This is a genomic window from Pseudomonas asiatica, from assembly GCF_009932335.1.
Lineage (GTDB): Bacteria > Pseudomonadota > Gammaproteobacteria > Pseudomonadales > Pseudomonadaceae > Aquipseudomonas > Aquipseudomonas asiatica.
Genome location: NZ_BLJF01000001.1, coordinates 2,159,887 through 2,180,686 on the forward strand (window position 1 = coordinate 2,159,887; position 20,800 = coordinate 2,180,686).

Annotated in this window: 17 protein-coding genes; 7 read left to right on the forward strand and 10 right to left on the reverse strand. The window is 58.2% G+C overall.

From position 1 onward, the window contains the following. Positions 1-12 precede the first annotated feature (12 nt). From GYA95_RS10135 to GYA95_RS10150, 4 genes are read right to left on the reverse strand one after another with little or no spacing between them, the layout of a single operon-like run. The gene (locus GYA95_RS10135; protein WP_015270459.1) at positions 13-780 is read right to left on the reverse strand and encodes an SDR family NAD(P)-dependent oxidoreductase; all 768 of its coding nucleotides are present in this window, start codon (positions 778-780) and stop codon (positions 13-15) included. Next, positions 780-1,952 (reverse strand): acyl-CoA dehydrogenase family protein, encoded by a 1,173-nt coding sequence (locus GYA95_RS10140; RefSeq protein WP_015270460.1) that lies wholly within the window; start codon positions 1,950-1,952, stop codon positions 780-782. Before GYA95_RS10140 ends, GYA95_RS10135 begins: the two co-directional genes overlap by 1 nt. A gap of 53 nt (positions 1,953-2,005) precedes the next feature. Further along, positions 2,006-2,362: a 4-hydroxypentanoyl-CoA kinase subunit LvaB gene (gene lvaB, locus GYA95_RS10145; protein ID WP_015270461.1), complete on the reverse strand. Its 357-nt coding sequence runs from the start codon at positions 2,360-2,362 to the stop codon at positions 2,006-2,008. Further along, positions 2,359-3,417 carry a phosphotransferase family protein gene (locus GYA95_RS10150; protein WP_161551385.1) on the reverse strand — a complete coding sequence of 353 codons (1,059 nt, stop codon included), beginning with the start codon at positions 3,415-3,417 and terminating at the stop codon, positions 2,359-2,361. The genes lvaB and GYA95_RS10150 overlap by 4 nt, the downstream gene beginning before the upstream one ends. Before the next feature lie 202 nt (positions 3,418-3,619). On the opposite strand from GYA95_RS10150, the gene prpR reads away from it, so the two are divergent. After that, a complete protein-coding gene (prpR, locus tag GYA95_RS10155; protein WP_015270463.1) occupies positions 3,620-5,572 on the forward strand; it encodes a propionate catabolism operon regulatory protein PrpR in 1,953 nt (650 codons plus the stop codon). A 560-nt stretch (positions 5,573-6,132) separates the two neighbouring features. Here the strand turns inward: prpR and GYA95_RS10160 are convergent. Further along, complete coding sequence (locus GYA95_RS10160) at positions 6,133-6,486, reverse strand: hypothetical protein (RefSeq protein ID WP_015270464.1); 354 nt, start codon at positions 6,484-6,486, stop codon at positions 6,133-6,135. Between the two features lie 122 nt (positions 6,487-6,608). Between GYA95_RS10160 and GYA95_RS10165 the strand changes: the two genes are divergently transcribed. From GYA95_RS10165 to GYA95_RS10190, 4 genes are all read left to right on the forward strand, one after another. Beyond that, positions 6,609-8,162 carry a recombinase family protein gene (locus GYA95_RS10165; RefSeq protein WP_080604877.1) on the forward strand — a complete coding sequence of 518 codons (1,554 nt, stop codon included), beginning with the start codon at positions 6,609-6,611 and terminating at the stop codon, positions 8,160-8,162. Beyond that, positions 8,162-9,055: a ParB/RepB/Spo0J family partition protein gene (locus tag GYA95_RS10170; protein ID WP_015270466.1), complete on the forward strand. Its 894-nt coding sequence runs from the start codon at positions 8,162-8,164 to the stop codon at positions 9,053-9,055. The genes GYA95_RS10165 and GYA95_RS10170 overlap by 1 nt, the downstream gene beginning before the upstream one ends. Beyond that, entirely contained in the window at positions 9,052-9,957 is a 906-nt protein-coding gene (locus GYA95_RS10175) for a plasmid partitioning protein RepB C-terminal domain-containing protein (RefSeq protein ID WP_015270467.1), read from the forward strand. The genes GYA95_RS10170 and GYA95_RS10175 overlap by 4 nt, the downstream gene beginning before the upstream one ends. A 797-nt stretch (positions 9,958-10,754) precedes the next feature. Next, on the forward strand, positions 10,755-11,846 hold the full coding sequence (locus tag GYA95_RS10190; protein WP_015270469.1) for a site-specific integrase: 1,092 nt from the start codon (positions 10,755-10,757) through the stop codon (positions 11,844-11,846). Positions 11,847-11,891: 45 nt separating this feature from the next. Here GYA95_RS10190 and GYA95_RS10195 read toward each other — a convergent pair whose 3' ends face one another. The 5 genes from GYA95_RS10195 to GYA95_RS10215 all read right to left on the reverse strand — a co-directional run bounded on the left by GYA95_RS10195 (position 11,892) and on the right by GYA95_RS10215 (position 19,405). Next, positions 11,892-13,220: a hypothetical protein gene (locus tag GYA95_RS10195; protein WP_144050974.1), complete on the reverse strand. Its 1,329-nt coding sequence runs from the start codon at positions 13,218-13,220 to the stop codon at positions 11,892-11,894. Beyond that, positions 13,210-14,124 carry an ATP-binding protein gene (locus tag GYA95_RS10200; protein WP_080604879.1) on the reverse strand — a complete coding sequence of 305 codons (915 nt, stop codon included), beginning with the start codon at positions 14,122-14,124 and terminating at the stop codon, positions 13,210-13,212. The genes GYA95_RS10195 and GYA95_RS10200 overlap by 11 nt, the downstream gene beginning before the upstream one ends. Continuing rightward, entirely contained in the window at positions 14,121-15,917 is a 1,797-nt protein-coding gene (locus tag GYA95_RS10205; RefSeq protein ID WP_137188717.1) for a hypothetical protein, read from the reverse strand. The genes GYA95_RS10200 and GYA95_RS10205 overlap by 4 nt, the downstream gene beginning before the upstream one ends. 113 nt (positions 15,918-16,030) lie before the next feature. Next, positions 16,031-16,729, reverse strand: coding sequence for a hypothetical protein (locus GYA95_RS10210; RefSeq protein ID WP_015270473.1), 699 nt, complete (start codon positions 16,727-16,729; stop codon positions 16,031-16,033). Between the two features lie 1,626 nt (positions 16,730-18,355). Further along, positions 18,356-19,405: an alpha/beta hydrolase family protein gene (locus GYA95_RS10215; RefSeq protein WP_015270474.1), complete on the reverse strand. Its 1,050-nt coding sequence runs from the start codon at positions 19,403-19,405 to the stop codon at positions 18,356-18,358. Between the two features lie 219 nt (positions 19,406-19,624). Here GYA95_RS10215 and GYA95_RS10220 point away from each other — a divergent pair, with 219 nt between their 5' ends. Both GYA95_RS10220 and GYA95_RS10225 read left to right on the forward strand, forming a co-directional pair. Beyond that, positions 19,625-19,870 carry a DUF2790 domain-containing protein gene (locus GYA95_RS10220; protein ID WP_015270475.1) on the forward strand — a complete coding sequence of 82 codons (246 nt, stop codon included), beginning with the start codon at positions 19,625-19,627 and terminating at the stop codon, positions 19,868-19,870. Between the two features lie 225 nt (positions 19,871-20,095). Continuing rightward, positions 20,096-20,752: an HAD family hydrolase gene (locus GYA95_RS10225; protein WP_024087169.1), complete on the forward strand. Its 657-nt coding sequence runs from the start codon at positions 20,096-20,098 to the stop codon at positions 20,750-20,752. Positions 20,753-20,800: the final 48 nt, after the last annotated feature.

The window sequence follows — 20,800 nt, forward strand, 5'->3', positions numbered from 1 at the left end:
CGCCAGGGCGCGTTACAGGCTGCTGCACAGATGGCCGCCATCGACCACGATCTCGGCGCCGCTCATCGCCCGCCCAGCATCGCTGGCGAGCAGCAGCAAGGCGCCGTCCAGGTCCGACGGCACGCTGAAGCGTCGGCTGGGGATACGCGAACGCAACTTGTCACCGGCCTCGCTGGCCAGGAAGGCCTCGTTCAAATCAGTCATCACGTAGCCGGGCGCCAGGGCGTTCACCCGGATGCCATGGCGCGCCAACTCCAGCGCCATGGCGCGGGTCAGGTGGGCCAGGCCGGCCTTGGCCGCCAGGTAAGGGCCTACGGCACCGGCCACACGGCAGGCGAGGATCGAGGTGACATTAATCAGGCTGCCCCCCTTCCCCGCCGCCACCATGCGCCGGGCGCTTTCCTGGGCCACGGCCCAGGCGCCCTTGAGGTTGGTGTCGAGCACGTGGTCCCAGGTTTGATCATCGCAGGCCAGCAAAGGCTGGCTGTCGCTCACCCCCGCATTGTTGACCAGGACATCCAGCGGGCCGGCGGCATCGAGCACCCGGCAGATGTCCTCACGGCTGGTCACATCGAGGGCAAAGGCCTGCGCCCGCCCTCCAGCCACCTCGATGGCCTCCACCAACGCCCGCAGCGGCGCCTGGCGCCTGGCGGTCACCACCACCTCGGCGCCTGCAGCGGCCAGGGTCATGGCGAAGTGACGGCCCAGGCCGCTGGAGGCCCCGGTCACCAGGGCGCGGCGCCCGTCAAGGGCGAACAGTCGGACAAGGTTCGGCTGCATCAGTGGGCCCCCAGGCGCTGGTCGAGCAGCTTCTTCGCCAGGCTCATGCGGTGCACTTCGCTCGGACCGTCATAGATGCGGAACGGGCGAATGTCGCGGAAGATCCGCTCCACCACGGTGTCCCCGGTCACCCCGCGGCCACCCAATACCTGGACGCAACGATCGACCACCCGCCACAGCGCCTCGGCGCTGATCACCTTGGCCATGCTCGAATCGACATTGGCACGCCGGCCCTGGTCGAGCACCCAGGCGCAGTGCCAGACCGCCAAGCGCACCACGTGCAGGTCCATCATGTTGTCGGCGAGCATGAAGCCCACGCCCTGGTGCTCGCCCAGCGGCTTGCCGAAGGCGTCACGGGTGCGCGCATAGTCGCAGGCGATGTCGTGGGCGCGGCGCGCGGCACCGAGCCAGCGCATGCAATGAGTCAAGCGTGCGGGCGCCAGGCGCACCTGGGCATAACGGAAGCCCTTGCCGATCTCGCCGAGGACATCGCTCGCCGGGATACGCAGGTTGTCGAAACGCAGCTGCCCGTGACCACCGGTAAAACAGCCGTCCAGCGAGTCCAGCTGACGTTCATGGATGATGCCGTCGCGCTTCATGTCGGTCAGGAACATGGTCGCGGTGCCATCCTCCATGCGCGCCATGATAATGCCGAAGTCCGCGCCTTCGGCCCCGGTGATCAGCCACTTGCGGCCATTGATCAGATAGTCGTCGCCATCGCGGGTGGCAGTGGTACGCAGCATCGACGGATCCGAACCGGAGCCCGGAGCAGGCTCGGTCATGGCGAAGCACGAACGGGCATGGCCCTGGACCAGCGGGCGCAACCAGCGGTCCTTCTGCGCCTCGGTGGCGACCACGTCCATCAGGTGGATATTGCCTTCGTCCGGCGCATGGATATTCAGCGCTACCGGGCCCAGCGGCGAGTAACCGGCCTCTTCGAAAACGATCGCCTTGGCCACATGGCTCAGCTCCAGGCCGCCCATTTCGCGGCTGGCGTGAGGCGTCAGCAAGCCGGCGGCGCGGGCGCGGGCCACCAGGTCCTGGCGCAGGGCGTCGCTGGGGCCATGGCTGTCCTGGCGGGGGTCGTTCTCGAACGGGATGACCTGTTCGGCAATGAAGTCTCGGGTCTTGGCCTGCAAGGCGAGCAGTTCGTCCGGGAGAGTGAAGTTCATGGCTGTCCTTGTGTGTTCTTGTCTATCGGAGGAATGGGGTGGTCGATGCAGTTTCAGGGCAAGGCCTTGGGGTTGCTGATCGCCAATCGGGCAACGGTGATCTGGCGCAATGTCTCGACCAGGGTGCGCCGGGTTTGCGGGGCGTCATGGCTGCCCTGGCGAATGGCGCGAGCCAGTTGGCGGCGCAGGTCGGGCAATGTCGACGGCGCGTCATCGACCAAGGCGACCAGACGCGCCTGCTCCTGATCCTCGGCCTGAGCACCCAGGCGGCTTTCGCGGGCCGCAATGGCCATGGCGTTGGCGATCATCAAGGCCGGGTAACGCAACTCGCCGGGCAGCGCTGGCAACAGCTGCTCCAGAAGCGTCGCGCGGGCGATCTCGAGCAATTGGTGGGCGTTGGGTTGGGTCATGGCGCTTCGGCTCCAGTCATGTGCAGGATGTCGAGTTCGAGCTCCGGCAACAGCCGGGCTGTCAGTGCCAACTCGAGCGACGGTTCTTCACCGGACAGATGGCGCTGCCCTTGCTGCAAGGCAATGACTGCCCAGCGCAGGGTGGCCATGACCTGCCAGTAGTGCAGCTGACTGCGTTCGATGCACAGCGAAGACACCTCGTGATAACCACGCAGAAAATCCTCCAGCTGGCCAATGCCGCCGGCTTCGAGGTCTGGACGGGTAAAACGCCAGCAGCGGGCGGTGAACCAGCCGAGGTCCTCGCAAGGATCTCCCCAGCTGGTGAACTCCCAGTCGAGCACGGCCTCCAGCCCTTCTTCGCTGGCCAGGTAGTTGCCGGTGCGGTAGTCACGGTGCAACAAGCACAGGGTGCTGCTGCGCGGCGCATGCAGCTCGCACCAGCGCAGGCCCCATTCCAGCACCGGATAGGCATCGGCGAGGGTGTCGAGGTAGCGGCGGTAGGCGTCGATGGTCGCCAGGGCCGGCGAGCTGTCCGGAACGGACAGGAAGCCCAGCGTGGCGCACGGCGGGCGGACCTGATGCAGACGCGCCAGGTTGGCGCCAAGCTGCGCCGCCAGTTGCGCCCGGCCCTGAGGACCGGCGCCGGTGCTGAGCGCGCGGCCGGTAGCGCTACCCGGCACATACTCCATCACGAAGAACACCCGCCCATGCACGCGCACATCGCGGCACAGCCAGAGCGGGCGTGGCACTTTCACGCCGGCCTGGTAAACCACCTGCAGCACGGCGAACTCCTGTGCACGGTCAAGGCTGGCGGGTAGCGCTGAAAGCGCATCGCTGCGCAGTACCCAACGCCGGACACCAGCCCACGGGCCGCCTTCGATCAGCAGGTCCAGCAGCCAGTTTTCCTGGATGGCACCGCCGCTCAGGCGCTTGCGCGCCTGGATGACCACCCGCGTTGCCGAGGCCTGCTCTCGGATGAACTCGGCCAGGCGGTGATCGTCAGTCATGGCCGCGAACGTATCGCTGGCCGGGGAAATCGTTGGTGAACTGCTCATGGGTCTGTAGGCCCTGCCTTTGGTTTCTGGGTTGGCACAAGCCCAAGAGCAAGGCCTGGGCCAACTCTTCAAAAGTCAGCCACAGGCCGCATACAGCCTGGGTTCTGACGCCTCACCGCCGAGCGAAAGTCAGGCTGCTCGTTGCATATTTGCAAGGTATTGATTCAATATCGAAACATTTCAAATATGAATAGGCCCCGTGATGGATGCTCTTGCCTCCCAGGTCGTCGTGTTGATCAGCCACTTGCAGCGCCCCCAACAACGGAGCCGGCTCGCCCATGTGGTGGCCGGGCTCACGACGGACTACCCCGATACCCGTATCGAAGTCCTCGACACCTCGGTGGCTGAAGCACTGCAGACCGCCCTAGAATTGGAGCAGGCAGGTAAGGTCGATGTGTTCGTCTGCGCCGGGGCGACCGCCGCCTACCTGCGCAAACACCTGACACGCCCGGTACTGGCGATGCGCGTGGGCAGCGGCGATCTGCTACGGGCATTGGGGCAGGCCCGCGAACGCTCCTCCCAAGTGGCCGTGCTCAGCTACAACCACATCAACCACGACCTGCAAGCCATGGCCGCGCTCTTCACCGTCCAGGTTCACCAGGCCGCCTACACCTCCCTGGAAGAGGCCCGCCAGGCCGTCGAACAGGCGGCCCAGCTAGGCTGTCGCAGCATCATCGGCTCGTCGACGGTGGTGGGGCTGGCGGAGCAGGCAGGGCTGCATGGCGTGCTGTCGCTGAGCGAAGAAACCGCGCGCAAAGCGCTGGAGGAAGCCCTGGGCATTCTCGACACTCAGCGCGTCGAGATCGCCAAACGGCGGCATCTGAATGCCGTGCTGCGGCATATCCCCGCCGGCGTTGCAGCGGTCGACAACCAAGGCGTGGTGCAGTCGCTCAACCCGGCCCTTGCGCAGCTGCTGGACCTGCCGGTTAGCGCAGCGTTGGGCCGGCCGCTGCAGCAGCTGTGCCCGGAACTGGACATGCAGCAGGCGCTGCAGGAAGGCACGGGTGAAGAAAACCGTGTGATGCGGCTCGGCTCGCACGTCGTGGTGAGCAATTTACTGCCTATCCTGGAGAACGGCGAACGTACCGGCCTGGTCCTGACCTGCCAGGACATCACTGTTGTGCAACGTGCCGACCAGCGCATCCGATCCACCCGCCGCCCCGGTGCGTTCACTGCCCGTTACCGGCTCGACCAGCTCAACGGCAACAGCAAGGCCAACCGCGAGATGCTGCAGTTGGCCAAGCGTTTTGCCACCAGCCATTCGACCATCCTGATTACCGGTGAAAGCGGCACCGGCAAGGAACTGCTCGCCCAGGGAATCCATAACGAAAGCCCACGCCGGCAGGGCCCCTTTGTCGCCATCAATTGCGCGGCGTTTCCCGAGTCGTTGTTGGAAAGTGAATTGTTCGGCTACGAGGAAGGCGCCTTCAGCGGCTCGCGCAAAGGTGGCAAGCCAGGCCTGTTCGAAGCGGCACACCGCGGCACGCTGTTCCTCGACGAGATCGGCGACATGCCGGTTTCGCTGCAAACACGCCTTCTGCGCGTGCTGCAAGAGCGCGAAGTCCTGCGCCTGGGCAGCACCGAACCGATTGCCATCGACGTGCGCATCATTGCCGCCACCCACCAGGACCTGCGCAGCGCCATGGACGATGGCGATTTCCGTACCGACCTGTATTTCCGGCTCAACATCCTGCGTCTGCAGACCACCCCGCTGCGAGAGCGCCCTGAGGACATTGCCCTGATCTGCCGGGTCATTAGCCAGCGCCTGCTTGTTCAGGGGCAACCACCGGGAGCTGCAGACATCCCCGCCGCGCTGCTGCCGTACCTTGAACGCTATGCCTGGCCGGGCAATGTCCGGGAACTGGAGAATGTGATCGAGCGCGCGATGCTCTCGGCACGCGAACTGCTTGAGGAACACCGCTTGAAAGAGCAGTACCTGGCACGCGTGCTACCTGAACTGTGCGAAGGCCCTCCCCGTTCACCCGCCCGGAAAAAGTCGCCAGGCGAAACGGACCTGCACACCATCGGCAAGATCGCGCAACTGCGCCATGTAAAGGAAACGCTGGAAAGCTGCCACGGCAACCTCGACGAAGCCGCCCGCCGTCTCGGCATCAGCCGCACAACCTTGTGGCGGCGCTTGCGATCTGCCAATTGAATGAAAGCCCCAATCCCATGTTCAACCCATGACGTCTGGTTGGACAGTCTCAAGGCCCGATACCGTCTAATCATCCGCCAACTGACTGGCTCGACGTACATCGCCGGGTTGCTAGCGATTTTGTTGTGGGGGCGCTCAACCTGTTTAGTTACCTGAGATACTCATTCTGCGAGCGCTTGCCCTCTATCAGATCCGGCGACTATGCGCGGTGTACTGTATCGTCCGGCATTCTTGCTCAGTCGCCTGAGGACCATGCTGATGCAGTCGGAGCAGTCGGAGTAGGACAGTATGGCGTCCGGAGGTGCGTTTTCGCGATGTGCATATTCAGCCGGTCTGGACGCGACTGACCGCTTTCGACCCAAAGCTGCCTGTGGAGAGCGGCAGCAATCGGCCAACTACGGACATTCAGCTGAACAGTAGTCCCGCCACCAGTTTTTTAGACTTGGACATCCTGCACTCTTCAAATGCTGGATCCTCATACTTTAAATGGGTTGGAATCTTCTGAGCACGGAGGATTCAGGCTACAGCGATAGAGAGGCCGGAGACCGCTCAAATGGCTGTCAGTGAGCGCTGCCAGGACCCAGGCAAACATCGATCATTTCCGCGACGTCAAGCAAACGCTCGCGCAAAGCGGGAAGCCAGACCACTGCTACGGACGAGTTCCGCTGCGCCAACTCAAGCACCGCCTGAAGGGCATGTTCGGAATGCCGCATTAATTCAATCAAATGAAGGCCACTCGGACCATGGCTGCCCGCCAGCCAATGCTTAGCCGTACGTTCACTGGCATCGGTCCAATGGCGCAGCGTCTTGATTGCGCGATGTGACGTGCCTAATTCGGTGCGCAAGGCAGCAGCTAGGGCACCGGCGTAAGTTTGGGCGCAGATTGGAAATGAATTACCCATTTTAGTGATCATCTTTCCGTATCTCCTCTTTATATTCGTGAGTAGCGCATCTGATGTAGGCCGGTAGGTGTGGTGCGGTCTACGGCTTGGCATGGGTGTAGACCCCAAGTCGCTAAGGGGGCATCGATCTACAAATGAGACGAGCACATCTATCCACGACCGAAGGCAGCAATAGAGCTGCTGCCTATGTCCGCATGTCGACGGAGCACCAGCAGTACTCCACTGAAAATCAGCTGGATGCCATTCGCGTTTATGCGGCAGCACATGAGCTGGAGATCGTCCGGGTATACACCGATGCGGGTAAAAGTGGCTTGAGCCTGGATGGTCGGGAAGCTCTCCAACAGCTACTTCTAGATGTCGACGCTGGTCAGTCCGAGTTCTCTGTAGTTTTGGTCTATGACGTAAGTCGCTGGGGGCGCTTTCAGGACCCTGATGTGAGCGCCAGCTACGAAGTTCGATGTCGGCAGGCGGGTGTCAGGGTCGAATATTGCGCCGAACAGTTCGTTAACGATGGCTCACCGGTATCCAGCATCATCAAGAGTGTTAAACGCATGATGGCTGGTGAGTACAGTCGTGAGCTGTCCGTCAAGGTGTTTGCGGGGCAGTCGCGCTTGATCCAGCTGGGATACCGACAAGGTGGCCCGGCTGGATATGGATTGCGTCGTCAACTTATAGATCAGACAGGGCAGCCTAAAGCAATCTTGGATCGGGGAGAGTACAAAAGCCTTCAGACGGATCGGGTGATTCTCACGCCTGGTCCTGAGTCCGAACAACAGGTCGTTCAAGACATTTACCAGGCATTTGTCAGGGAAGGTCGAACCGAAGCTGAAATTGCAACTCAACTGAATCGGCGTGGACTGCTTACAGACTTCCAGCGACCTTGGTCACGGGGAGTGGTGCATCAGGTCCTGATCAACGAAAAGTACATCGGTAACAATGTTTGGAATCGCACGTCTGGCAAGCTGAAACAGCCCCGAACATCCAATCCAGTTGATCAGTTGGTGCGGTCCGACGGTGCCTTCTCCTCTGTGGTCGACCACGCTTTGTTTCTCGCGGCGCAGGCCATCATCCGAGCGCGGTCACGGCACTGGACTGACGAGCAAATGCTGGCGACGCTGAAACAACTATTTGCGGAGCGAGGTTGTCTGTCTGGGTTGATCATTGATGAGCAAGAGGATTGCCCCTCCAGCAGTTGTTATCGCCAGCGCTTTGGTAGTCTGCTACGCAGCTACAGCCTAATTGGCTATTCCCCCGGACGGGACTACAGCTTTCTGGAGGCCAATCGTCGGCTGCGAGAGCTGTATCCGCACATCTTGGTCGACACACAGGAGCGCATTCGTCTTGTCGGTGGACACATCTCGGTCGATCCCCAGACCCAGCTGGTTTGGGTTAATGATGAGTTCTCGATTTCGGTGGTGCTTTGCCGCTGTCAATGTTCAGAGTCAGTGCGCAGGCGTTGGCAGCTACGCTTCGATTTCGGCTTGTTACCTGACCTTACTGTCGCTGTTCGCATGCTCCCAGGTGAGCAGGAGGTGCTTGATTACTACCTCTTTCCCATGATCGATTTGGCGGCACCTCACCTGCGTCTGGGAGATACTAATCCGCGCGAATTGGAACTCTACCGGTTCAACAGCTTGGATATCCTAGCGGCCCTGAGTCGACGTATACCCCTGGGGAGCGCTGCGTAATGGCCACATCGGAAGAGCATCTTGCACTTCATGTGGCGCAGGCGGCGCCTATTGCGCAGATCCCACTCGCGGATATTCGCGTGCTCAATCCGCGTAGTCGCAATCAACAAGTGTTTGCACGCCTGGTGGAAAACATTGCGAGTCTGGGGTTGAAACGACCGATCACGGTGACCCGTAACGGTTCGAGTTTCGACCTGATCTGTGGGCAGGGGCGCTTCGAAGCCTTCAAGGTCCTGGGGGAGTCGGCCATTCCAGCGGTCGTGGTGACGGCGGCAGAGGCAGACCGCTATCTCATCAGCCTGGTAGAGAATCTGGCGCGACGTAAGCATTCGAACCGCGACTTGCTGATGGCGATCAACGTACTGCACGAGCGTGGTTACTCCATCAGGCAGATTGCCCAGAAAACCTGCTTGGACCGTGCCTATGTTGGCGGCATTTTGATCTTGTTGCGGCAGGGAGAGGAGCGCCTGATCGCTGCCGTCGAAAAGGGCTGGCTACCGATTAAAGTCGCGATCCATGTGGCACGGTCCGACGATGCCCAGGTCCAGGCCGCCATGGTCGAAGCCTATGAAAGTGGATTGTTAAAAGGAGATGAACTCATCAAGGTGCGCCGCCTGATCGACCGAAGACGCGTTCTTGGCAAGGGCTATGGTAGGCAGCATGGAGGCGAGCGCATGACCACTCCTCGCCAGTTGCTGACTGCCTATCAGACTGAGGTGCGCCGTCAGCGCCTGATGGTAAAGAAGGCGGACATCGGTGAGCAAAGATTGCTCTTCGTCGTGACTGCATTGCGTCGGTTGTTGGCCGATGAATTTTTCCGGTCAATGTTACGCAGTGAAGGTATTGATGATATGCCGCAGGTATTGGCCGAGCGAATTCAGGGGGACGCATGACTGTCGTCAAGCGTGCCTTTGCCCCCGAGTTGATTACCGTCCGCTTACCGCTGATCTTGCCCTCTCGCCAAGTCACCCACGACATGCTGACGTCCGTCAAATTCGCAGCGATTTTAGCCTCCATCCGTGAATTGGGCGTGGTCGAGCCGCTCGCGGTTTATCCCGAGCCGGTTCACGGGACGGGAGGGGAGCCTCGTTATCTACTGTTGGATGGTCATTTGCGGCTAGCTGCGCTCGCACAGTTGGGGGCGGAAGACACGTTGTGCCTGTTGGCGACAGATGACGAAGGTTTTACCTACAACCGGCAGGTCAACCGACTTACCCCGATTCAAGAGCACAAGATGATTCTGGAGGCGATACGCAAAGGAACGACTGCCGAGCGGATTGCCGAAGTCTTGAGCGTCAACGTCGGACGCATCCGCGAGCGCCAGCATTTGTTGCGGGGGATTGCGCCGGAAGTCGCTGAGATGCTGAAAACGCGAATGGTTAGTCAGGCGGTCTTTCGCGTGTTGCGTAAGATGAAGCCGATGCGCCAGGTAGAACTAGTCGAGATGATGATTTCCGCCAACTGCTTTACTGGTCGCTACGCCGAAATGGTATTAGCCGCAACGCGTCCTGAACAGCTGGTTGAGGCAAAGAAAGTCAGTGAGGGCGTGACTGCTGAAGACATTGCACGCATGGAGCGAGAGATGGAAAAACTCTACCACGATTACCGGTTGGTCGAGGACACCCTCGGCGAAACCATGCTGGTACTCGTGGTTGCCAAGGGCTATGTGTCTCGCATGCTGCGCAATCAGACTATCGCAGCTTACCTGGAGCGTTTCGAGCCTGACCTAGTGCGGGAGCTGGCGGGGGTTGTGGAGGCGGTCACCGCAGATGCTCGTAGTCTGGAGCGTGAATAGACCTACCTGCTGTGCTTAGTGGGAGGACATCATTCGTTTCGGGGGCAGATCGTCAGTGCTATGTTGGCGAGGGCATGGGCTTTGGCTGGAATCGCGGCTTCGTCCCGTGCAGAGGTGGCAATCAGTGGGGCATTGAGACCAAGGCTAGCAATGGCATCAGCTTGTCGCGTTTCGTCGCGAAATTGCAGGGTTGCGCCGTCCTATTGACGCCAAGGTTCAGCAACGTCAAGTTGCCTAGCATTGGGATGCTCTCATGCCGTTCACGAATCAGGAGCTGCCAGGGCGTCAATGTGCCGCAAGAGCGCACAATCACTTCGATATCCGAGTCGTCGCTGTCGGCTGCCACGCTGCCATCTTTCTGCGTCCAGCGGGACGTGCCAACTACGCGGCAAAATGTGGTCTATATCAAGCGCTGATAGGTCTGGTGTTTCCGGTTCTTCGCTTTTAACGGATAGCCGTGAGCCGCCCTCGAGTTCCGTTAGCAGCGAACAGGTTTTTGCGGTATCCAGCCGGTTTGGGTACAGCGGTGCACTGATGCAAGCGTTACGGAATTCAAGGATCAGCGTCAGCTGTAGTCGAACGTGATGAAGGATTGCGCTGGGCCGAAGGCAGCGTTCGTGACTAGCAGCTTTTGCCGATTGCGGCACTTTGCGAAGGGCAGCTATGGGTCGATAACGGCCCTTCACGATCATGGATATCGTCATGCCGACCTCTTCGTTATATTAGGTCTGATAAGCACCCGGTTATCCGCACCTATTGCACCGTTGAGCGAGAAGACATTGACAGAACCGATAGCGATGCCCTCCTCCTCGCCTTTAGTGTTGGCGGAACTGGCCGCCAGCACCCGTGCCGCCGCCGACGCATTCATCGCCGCCGGTACCGCGGCCAACACCGTGCGCAGCTATCAGAGCGCCCTCGCCTATTGGTCCGCCTGGCTGCAACTGCGCTACCGGCGCGCACTCGGTGATGGCCCCTTGCCGCCGGAGGTGGCGGTGCAGTTCATTGTCGACCACCTTGCCCGACCCGACGATGCAGGCTGCTGGAGCCACCTGCTGCCAGCGGACCTCGATGCTGCGCTGGTCGCTGCCGGCGTCAAAGGAAAACCAGGCCCGTTGGCGTTCAGCACGGTCAGCCACCGCCTGGCCGTCCTGGCCAAGTGGCATCGCCTGCAGCAGTGGGAAAACCCGGCAGAGAGTCAGGTCGTGAAAACCCTGTTGCGTGAAGCCCGTAAGGCCCAGGCTCGCCACGGCGTCTCTGTGCGCAAGAAAACCGCCGTGGTGTTGGAACCGCTGCAGGCGATGCTTGCTACCTGTACCGATGGTATTCGCGGCCTCCGCGACCGTGCTCTGTTGCTGTTGGCATGGAGTGGCGGCGGACGCAGGCGCTCAGAAGTGATTGGCCTGCAGGTTCAGGACCTCCGTCGCTTGGACGCAGACACTTGGCTCTACGCGTTGGGGGCGACGAAGACTGACACCGGTGGCGAGCGGCGGGAAAAGCCCCTGCAAGGGCCTGCGGCCCACGCACTGCAGGCGTGGCTGGAGGCGGCACCCGCGCAGACCGGACCACTGTTTCGTCGGCTGTACAGAGGCGGCCGGGTCAGTAGCACCGGACTATCAGGCGATCAGGTGGCGCGTATCGTCAAGCGTCGAGCGCAATTGGCCGGCCTTGAAGGGGATTGGGCAGCGCACAGCCTGCGCTCGGGCTTTGTCACTGAGGCCGGGCGTCAAGGTGTGCCACTGGGAGAGGTGATGGCGATGACCGAGCACCGCAGCATCACTACGGTGATGGGCTATTTCCAGGCAGGATCGCTGCTGGGCAGTCGTGCGACCAAGCTACTTGGCCAGGCCCTCACACCTCAAGCGAGTGCCAGCGCGCCCTCCGATGAATAATTGCCTCGATCAGTGACAACCGTCATCCCGCACAATGCACTGAACTCAAAATACAAAGGCGCTCGCCAGGATTTCGAAACCGAACAAGAACTTTGGCTGGGCGTCGGTATGAACTGAAACGGTGCCGGCAGCATGGGAAATCCGCAGCAACGCATCGGTGCGCCCGTGGCTCATGAGCTTGCGCAGCACCGGCAGTCCGGCAGGCAAGTCGATGATGATTTCATGGACCCGTCCTCGGATGGTCTCACCGAGGTAGTCGCTAAGCGATGGCGTTCTGCCCAGAAAGGGCGTGAAGAAGAAGCGAGAATCCACACGGACAGAAAAACCGTTGCTATGGGCGCAGCGATACCACAGCCGGGAAAGCAACCGATAAAACATTACTTTGAAATAATTGCGTAGGCTACTACGCGTGAAGCCCAACTCACTTAGGCACTCCAGAGCCCCGTCAGACATGCAAATGCGAGTATTTGAAATAGGCAATGTTTCAAATTTCTGCCGAAACAGCATCAGCGTGAGCGCGAACACGCACGATCCCCGTTCGCGGATCCCTAGGGAACTGTTGGCGTTATGCAGGCAATGACGATGGCGCCGAAGTAGCCTCGACTTCCAGAATGACACAAACCGTCGATAGACCACATCCACCTGCCGCGGTTGTGTCAGGCTATCCTCGCCCCCTCTCATGTCTAATGCCACCCGGTATCGTCGTAGGGTCGAGTCTTCTTCGAACGCGTCATAAAAACTGTGAGGTTGAATCAGAACGGGAGGATTTATAGGACCCTCCTCCAACCGCATGGTGTCTAAAATTCCCAGACGCTGAAGACGCGCCAAGGTGCTAAATAGCCGCAAACTATGAGCGGCACGCTGAGCACAGAGACCCGAGCGCAAGCTGTCGAGGATCACTTTCAAGCTGGGCACGGCATAACCGCAGGTAGCACACGGCTGACTGTTCCGATCGGGACAAAAGTCCGCAGCATCAGCACATTGCGCGCACAAAGATTTTAGTTCAATCCGATGCCATGGACACCACCGGACACATCGCAAATGGAAAAAGAGCGAAAGGTAGCCTGAGTCAGCGGCACACAGTGGGCAGTACTGCAATTTATCCATGACACGCGGGGCAAAAAATTGTGCAACGCTGCCAATGAAGTGCGTATTCGCCAGGTAGGGACGCCCGGGCGCATACAACCCCTGAATCGTTGCGCTGGCCACGCTGCCGTGGCGCCACCGATGGTCGCCTTCGCCAGGACTGAAAGCCAGCAACAAAGCGCGTGCCGGTACCCCGTTGATGACCGCAGCTCTTTGCACAGTAGCAAAGGCCGCTTCGAAGGGGGTGGGAAACCCATCAGGAAAGAAATAGCCACGGTTATAATGCATCACAAAAAGCCCGTAGGTTGCTTTTTTGCACTGCTTCACTCACCCAGCGAGGATCAAGCTCCATGGAGGTGCTGTCCTTGGCTGCGAGACTGAGCAATAGATTAAGTATCGACTCACACAGATGCTCCATGGGAATGTTGTTCATATAAGGTCCGGAGGTACTGGACGACAACTCGAGCCAAAGCGGCTCGGTGACACGCGCTAAACGAAATCCTGCCGAGAAGGCCTTGGGTATGAAATGCGCGGTATAGCTCGTCCCAGAACCCGAGGGGAACTCGGAGCCTGTATCATAGGCATTCAATATCACGCCGAGCTCATCCACGCCGCGACAACCAGGGTAAGTCAATACTTCGGTTAAAAACCGCGCCATCAACTGCTGCTCACGTGTCGCCTTAATCATGGTGATTTGTGCGTCAATGTCCGGCTGGGCAAAGGCAATCAGCGTCATGCAGATGCTCTTCGCCTGTAACAGATTGTAGAGATCCGCCAAGTCGAAGTAGTCCACCGGCAATAATCTTTGAACCTCATCAATCACCAAAAGATACTGCCCGGCTTGCTGCCCGACCAACAATGATTCCACATGAGCTACCAAATGATAACGCAAATCCACGCGCTCCTTTGGATGAATATTTTCAGCATAGCAAAGCTCACGACAAAGATTATTAGGATGTCGTGTCTTACGCTTCAGCGCTATATAAAAAGCAACATGACATTCAGGAAACTGTTTTTTTAGCTGCTCGGCCACAAACACGGCGCAACGACTTTTGCCAACCCGTGATTGCCCACGAAACATCACTGCGGAACGCCTCATTGCAACCCGATCAAGGCACAACCGCACCGCCCAATTTAACGCTGGCGTGATGATACGTGCCTGCTTGCTGATTAAGGGATGCGTTATATTCATGACCCCCCCCGATTATCGGCTTGTCCTGCTGCGGGAAGACCGGGATATTCCTGATCCGGCTGAAGCAAGTAGTCCTTAACTGGCTTCTTCACAGGTACGACGGCGCGTGGCAGTGTCGACAGGCTCGGATCCTCGGCCTGCTTAACCAGCAGCGCCCGGTTGGGTTCGTTGTGGCGAATAAAATAGTCACAGATCTGTTGACTGGGTGGAAGGTCCTCTGTGATAGTCAACGCTCGTTGACCAATCAATGAATTTACCAAACGTCTAATGTACGGAGTATGCCTAAAGGTCGCCCACCAACCGCAGGCGTGGAGTACACCTATTGCTGCACCATTGGGTAGAAAAGCGTTGACAGCGCGATAATCATGCTCGTCAATTTCCACACACAATTTGAACCCGATCAGATCAAAGTTGGCCGCCAAATGCTCACTGGTATACCTGACCCGATCCAGCATGATGTATGGCCGTCGCCCTTCCGCCAAACTTCCGCGCACCGTCACATACTTAGTAATCAAGTCGACTTTCAGCCGCTCACGGCGTTCAACGGCAATGCGTGGTAGTATGGCGGCTTGACTCATATACTGTCGAATCAAGCCCAACGGCGAAAACATGCCAATACCTTCCGAAGGTTCCGTATTATAATTGGCTAGCGCAACGTCCAATGCTTGGATAAATCGTGTCAGATCCAACTGATACTCAACGGCTTTTTCCTGTGCGCCATCCGCTCTACCATGGCGAGGGTGACTACCGGTTGTCGACGGTAATAAAGCTGTGTGTCGTACCACCTCCGCAAAAAGTCGCTCGATCTTTGCGCGCGTTTCAAAACGCCCGGTTGGGCCTAAATAATGGTGAAAGCCAAAATCCTGCCGAGCTTGAAGCGTAATTTTCTTAGCAATATTGGAAAGATGCGAGTCAACACTAAGCACACTAAACATGACACCGCAACATTCCTCAATCACGCTTGAAGGAAAACCCGCATCGACTTTGTAGGAAAAATTTGTGTTTTCCAGTGTTTGCGCCTTCCACCCTCCCAAACTTGCCCGCACAAGCACTTCGCGAACGTCACTGGCCCCAGGCTGGCTTCGTAAGACCAATTTGTAGGCAAGCACGGCATGGGAATATTGATCAATAGCAGCGAGTAACCACATGCGATCTAACGGAATCGGGAACATCAAGCCATTTACTTGCTCCACCAACAAAACAAAAAAAGCACTGATAAAATGGCCATCCAACTCCACAATGTCGAACGGGCGCTGCGCGGCTAGGTAAGGCCGGTGCCCGGTACCGGTGACAATATGCGCTCTCGCCTCGGAACTGCCATGCGCATTGATGTACGAGCCCGGAACATGGTTACGCAGAGCGAGAATATAACGGCGTATGCTCACGCGTCCCTGATACTTAGTCGTATAAGGCCAACCACGATGATCGGGGGCTATGGCGTGCAAAACCTGCATGAACTTTTTGGTGAGGAACGCTATAGCATTCCTATGATCATCGAGCATCTGTGCAGAGTCTTTAAGAACTGCGACCATCCGCTCTTCAATTTCGGGGTATGTCTCGAGTAACTGCTGAAGGCAGCCTGACATCCCCCCCTGCTGGCCACTGTATTTATTGCCCGATGGTTTGCGTCGTTCGTAGGGTTTGAGATGAATATGGGGAAGCAGCGCTCTTTCGCCAATACACTGGCCTTGGTCATCCAAAGTGAGAAAGCGGGACGCTAATCGATTAACTTCCCAGCCTTTTAGGTGGGTCCTCTGCTCGATTGCGCGCAAAGCGTGACCTTCAATGTACATCTGCACTGCGGTGCGACGCCGACAGAACAGCTGCCAGTGCTCCTCGGGGACTGCCGAGGCTGGTAATCTCGGCCAGTTCCCGGCTTGCACGGTCTGGGGGATCACAACCCGCTTCATGGCCGTTCAACTTTGCAAGACCATGTGGTCTGCAGGTTTGGGGTGAAAGCATCAATGGTTAACTCTACCTGCCCTTTGATTGCCAAACGGCTGAGTCCGCCGACCAACTCCGTCATGTCTAGGTTGGGTAGTATTTGCGCCAAGCTGCCAATGGTACCGGTTCTATTTAGCCCGACGGTTTGAAAAAGAAGCGCTTCCGTTGCGTTGATATCCACACTCCAACGCGTCAACGCCACGAAATTTGCCAATCTTAGCAAGGGCATAACTTGATAATGACGGGCGTCGCGTGTTGACTCATCGAAGAGTCGGTAAAGAGCACCGGCAGCCTGCGCCAACTCCTTCTGAACCTTCAGCTGCTCATGCGCCTCTAGATCATCAATGTATCCCGGCTTCACCTCATGCCACTCGATAAGGCCCTCGACATTCGTCGCAATCGCATCAAGTTTTACCTTGCGCCCGCCTCGCTGGTCTGCATTGAACTCTTCGCCTTGTGGCTTCCAGAAAGCTACTATTGATGGGTCAAACTCAAGATAGATTAGCCAGTGCGCGACTTCACGATGGCTTTCCAGAATCAGGTCATTATTGGCTTTCAAACTATAAACATGCCAAATACTGCTGCGTACAGATCCGCGATTACGCATCTGAGCAATCAAGGCATTGCTGGGCGTCGCTTGCTTCGTACTTTTTTTAGACATATCTACACCCTCAACATAGACTTCATGCTTAGGTAGATATGCCAACCCCTCGCGGAGGTCTTCTATGACGAATGGGGGCGGATTCCACAATGTGATAATCGCACAGTTGCCCCACACCCATGATGCCTATTGGGAATAAAAGGCACCGCATAACGTAAGAAAGATAATAAGCCGCTACGAAATCACAAGCATAGAGGAAGCGACGCGATGAAAACGTTATCCATGCCAGGTCTCACACCCTCCCTATTTGACCGTCAAACAATTGATTATATACGCGATTTCCAAAATTACTATGAAGGCGGCCTTCCCTGTACAGCTGAAGAGTTGTGCCTCTATCTCCTGCATAGCTTCCGAGGTACCCCTACCAAAATCGGTCGGATCCTAACAGCGTTCTCTCGCTATCATCGAACACTCGGACTTGCAGATCCTACCCAATGCCCCTCCGTGTTAAGGCTCTGCAGAGAGTTCGAGAACGTAACATGCTTACAAGCACCTATATCTTCACAAACGACTCCTACATTTCATTGTGTCTCCGAACTGACTAAAATGTTAAAAGGCGAGATCGCTCGCCACCGACACGAGCTCAAAAAAGCCCGCGCCCTTCTGAACCATGACAGAGCACACCTGATACATCATAAACTCCTCAAATCAGTGCGTAATCGAGCGATATTGCTCGTTTCTTACTGGTACGGATTGGAGATGAATGAGACTTGCGCACTGAGCCTGGAGGACGTGGTGGTGACGCCAAAAAGAATACAGATAACAGTTCGCCCAACCCCAAAGACCCATAAGTCGCCTCCCCAGCTTTTGACTATGGGTTATTTACCTCAGCTATGTCCAGTGCGAGCAACTCACGCTTGGTTAGGACTTTGCAAAATTAGCGAGGGACTCCTGTTCCCAGACATTAGAGCGGGCGAACTACTAGCTGACACGCCCGCAACTAACCTACAAAATTATTTTAGGTCCCGAGCAAAGCGCATTACACCTGATGCGTTAAAAGGACCGATTGTGTGGAGAAACGGATTACTGGCTTTTCTGCTGGATTGTGGATGGTCAGCAGCGGACATCACGCAGTGCTTACCCCAGTATCGGAGAAAGCACATTCGGCATCTTCAAAAGGAGTTCCAAAAACAAGGACGCAATCGACAGGACTTACCAATAGATAGGGTCCTGACGACCATCTTGAGCCATTACACCCGATCAGCAGAAAGCTATATATCCTCAAGAACCTAAAACAGCAATCCTTATTGCGTAACTGCAAGCTTATTCGCCAATTTTTAGTAACAACGCTCCAGCTCAACTAAACCCTCACCTCGAAAGCACCAAGTAAATATTAAAATCCGCGAGCTGACAGGAACGCAAACCATTGAAATGCCGAGATTATCGACTAGCCAGAAATTGGAAGGTTTAGTTAAGATGACTGCGATCCGCGAAACTACCGCAATGATGCTGAAGGCTATATGGCTGGTCCCAAACCTGACTGCACATGGCGAATTGAATCAGCAGGGACACTGTGGGAGCCGCGCTTGCCGGCGATGGGGCGCGAAGCGGCCCCGGTTACAGATGCCCGCTGTGGGTCGGTAACAGCCAGTCGCAGCAGACCGTTCCCGCCCCATCGCTGCGTCGTTACATAGACCAACGACCAAAATGCTGCTCCAGGAACTCAGTCACCAGCGAGGCGATCTGCAACTGGATCGCCCCCCGAGACCGGGCGTTATCGCCGTCCCGGCAAATGACACCATCCCCTGGAGCATCGTCTTCGAGCAACGCCATCGCGCCTGGTTTGCACGTCGACAAGAAGCTGAAATGGCTGGCGTCCTCGATCTCGACATAACGACTCGTCGCCGAAGGCAGACGCTTGGCAAGGTCAGCAGATTCCAGCTGCGCGGGAAGGTCTTCAGAAGGCGCGCCGGCCGCAATCACCAACGTCGGCACTGGCAAAGCCGCAAGGCTTTCATCGGTCAGGCCACGTGACAGGCCAAGATCCAGGGTAACGATGGCGGTGACACGACTGTCGCGCAAATCGCCACCCAGTCGAGCTTTCGATGCCGGGGCGCTGTCGGCATTGATCTGCTTGTAGACGCTGCAACTCGACAGCTGCGGATGGATGGAACAGTCCTGGGCAAAACGCTTGGGATCAAAGCGGGCGCCGGCAATTTCCAGCGCGGTCCAGCCGCCCAGTGAGTGGCCGACCACTGCAACTTGGCCCTTCGCCACCCGCCCGAACTGATCCGCCTGGGCCATGACCGCATTGATGGCCCGCTGCAAGTCAATGGGACGCCGCCACAACTGTGCCGCGGCTTCAGGGTTGCGATCGCGGGTAGTAGTGCCGGGGTGGTTGACCGCCGCCACGATGTAGCCTTGGTGAGCCAGTGCACTGGCCAGCCACGACTGGTTTCCCCAATTGCCGCGAAAGCCGTGGGAAAACACCACCAATGGATATGTGCCTGCAGTTGGAGGTGCATCGCGCACAGCGAGGTCACCACTGAAAACCGGGGTATCAGCGATCAACTGTGGTGGCGCAGTGGTCGTACTCGGGTACCAGACGACCAGCTCCAGCGGACGGTCAGTTTGCCTGTCCGATAATGTCGAGGTCTTGAAGCCAATGGTCTTGTAGCCAGCGAATGCAGGTATGTCCAGACAGATAAAAAACAACAAGCCGAGCACTGTTTTCATTGTTTTTCTTCCTTGATAGGTCAGCGTCGATCAGATGCAAACCGGTACGCGGGAAACATATCAGCCCTCGCCGCGACCCACACAATCTTTCCGGCGATGCAGCGCTCCAATAGACCAGATAGCGGAAATATATTTTGCGCACTAAATATTATCGCGCAATATTCAGCCCAGACAGCAAGCAGTTGCTGATCCCACTACCCAAGCTAACGGAGCATGATCATGACCTTCATCAAAGCAATCGCCATCACCACCCTGACCTTCGGCAGCAGCGTCGGCGCCTTCGCCCAGACCGCCTCCCCGTACCAGTACGGCATGAACCTGGACATCGCCCAAGTGATCGCGGTGGAGGCCTCGGGCCACGCCACCGACCACGCCGACACCGCCACCCTCACCTACCGTGACAGCGACGGCAAGGTGCAGAAGATCAGCTACCTGCGCCCAGCCACCTCCGCCAACCAGAACTGATGACAAAGCTTCGAAAGCCGGAGCGTGCCAACGGCCGGTTTCTCGGGTTGGCTTTCCAGCCTTGGCAGTTGCTGACTCGACGCGCAGGCGTCAACCTCGCGTTCGAGCACAGCTCTGCCAAGGCTGCCGTACTCCAGTACACTCAGGAAGTCGCGTAGTTGACGTGACTCCAAAGGCAAAGAATCTCCCTTCTGGCCCGCCCATGATTTTGCACCTGGATACCCAATGCTGACTGCCCTGCTGTTCGACCTCGACGGAACCCTCACCGACACTGACACCTTGCATCTGCAGGCCTTTCGCCAACTGTTGCGCGAGCATGACGGCCGCGAGCTGAGCCAGGCGCAGTTCGATGCCCAGGTCAGCGGCCGCGCCAACGGCGAGCTGTTCGCCGAGCTGTTTGCCGGCGCCAGTGCCGAGCAGTGCCAGGTGCTGGCCGACCGCAAGGAGGCGCTGTTCCGCGACATGTCGCCGGCTCTTGAGCCGATGCCGGGCCTAGTGCGCCTGCTGGAACATGCCCAGGCTCGTGACATCGGCATGTGCGTGGTGACCAATGCACCGCGGCTGAACGCCGAACACATGTTGAACGCCATGGGCCTGGGCCAGCGCTTCGCGCACGTGCTGGTGGCCGAGGAACTGGCACGGCCCAAGCCGGACCCGCTGCCTTACCTGACCGGGTTGCAGCGGCTGGGTGCCGAGGCCGGGCAGGCACTGGCCTTCGAGGATTCGCTGCCGGGGGTGGCGGCCGCGAGTGGCGCGGGGATCTTTACCGTGGGCGTGGCCACTACGCAGACGCCGGAGCGGTTGCTGGCGGCGGGGGCGAAGCTGGTTGTCCGTGACTTCAACGACCCAGCGTTGTGGACCTTGATCGGATCCATGCAATGAGCATACGGGGCCGCTTCGCGCCCCATCGCCGGCAAGCCAGCTCCCACC

Coding starts and splice junctions, on each gene's coding strand:
- GYA95_RS10225 (WP_024087169.1), top strand. CDS start 20,096: ATGCTGACTGCCCTGCTGTTCGACCTCGACGGAACCCTCACCGACACT.
- GYA95_RS10195 (WP_144050974.1), bottom strand. CDS start 13,220: ATGCATTATAACCGTGGCTATTTCTTTCCTGATGGGTTTCCCACCCCC.
- lvaB (WP_015270461.1), bottom strand. CDS start 2,362: ATGACCCAACCCAACGCCCACCAATTGCTCGAGATCGCCCGCGCGACG.
- GYA95_RS10215 (WP_015270474.1), bottom strand. CDS start 19,405: ATGAAAACAGTGCTCGGCTTGTTGTTTTTTATCTGTCTGGACATACCT.
- GYA95_RS10165 (WP_080604877.1), top strand. CDS start 6,609: ATGAGACGAGCACATCTATCCACGACCGAAGGCAGCAATAGAGCTGCT.
- GYA95_RS10150 (WP_161551385.1), bottom strand. CDS start 3,417: ATGAGCAGTTCACCAACGATTTCCCCGGCCAGCGATACGTTCGCGGCC.
- GYA95_RS10210 (WP_015270473.1), bottom strand. CDS start 16,729: ATGTCTAAAAAAAGTACGAAGCAAGCGACGCCCAGCAATGCCTTGATT.
- GYA95_RS10190 (WP_015270469.1), top strand. CDS start 10,755: ATGCCCTCCTCCTCGCCTTTAGTGTTGGCGGAACTGGCCGCCAGCACC.
- GYA95_RS10135 (WP_015270459.1), bottom strand. CDS start 780: ATGCAGCCGAACCTTGTCCGACTGTTCGCCCTTGACGGGCGCCGCGCC.
- GYA95_RS10200 (WP_080604879.1), bottom strand. CDS start 14,124: ATGAATATAACGCATCCCTTAATCAGCAAGCAGGCACGTATCATCACG.
- prpR (WP_015270463.1), top strand. CDS start 3,620: ATGGATGCTCTTGCCTCCCAGGTCGTCGTGTTGATCAGCCACTTGCAG.
- GYA95_RS10160 (WP_015270464.1), bottom strand. CDS start 6,486: ATGATCACTAAAATGGGTAATTCATTTCCAATCTGCGCCCAAACTTAC.
- GYA95_RS10175 (WP_015270467.1), top strand. CDS start 9,052: ATGACTGTCGTCAAGCGTGCCTTTGCCCCCGAGTTGATTACCGTCCGC.
- GYA95_RS10170 (WP_015270466.1), top strand. CDS start 8,162: ATGGCCACATCGGAAGAGCATCTTGCACTTCATGTGGCGCAGGCGGCG.
- GYA95_RS10205 (WP_137188717.1), bottom strand. CDS start 15,917: ATGTACATTGAAGGTCACGCTTTGCGCGCAATCGAGCAGAGGACCCAC.
- GYA95_RS10140 (WP_015270460.1), bottom strand. CDS start 1,952: ATGAACTTCACTCTCCCGGACGAACTGCTCGCCTTGCAGGCCAAGACC.
- GYA95_RS10220 (WP_015270475.1), top strand. CDS start 19,625: ATGACCTTCATCAAAGCAATCGCCATCACCACCCTGACCTTCGGCAGC.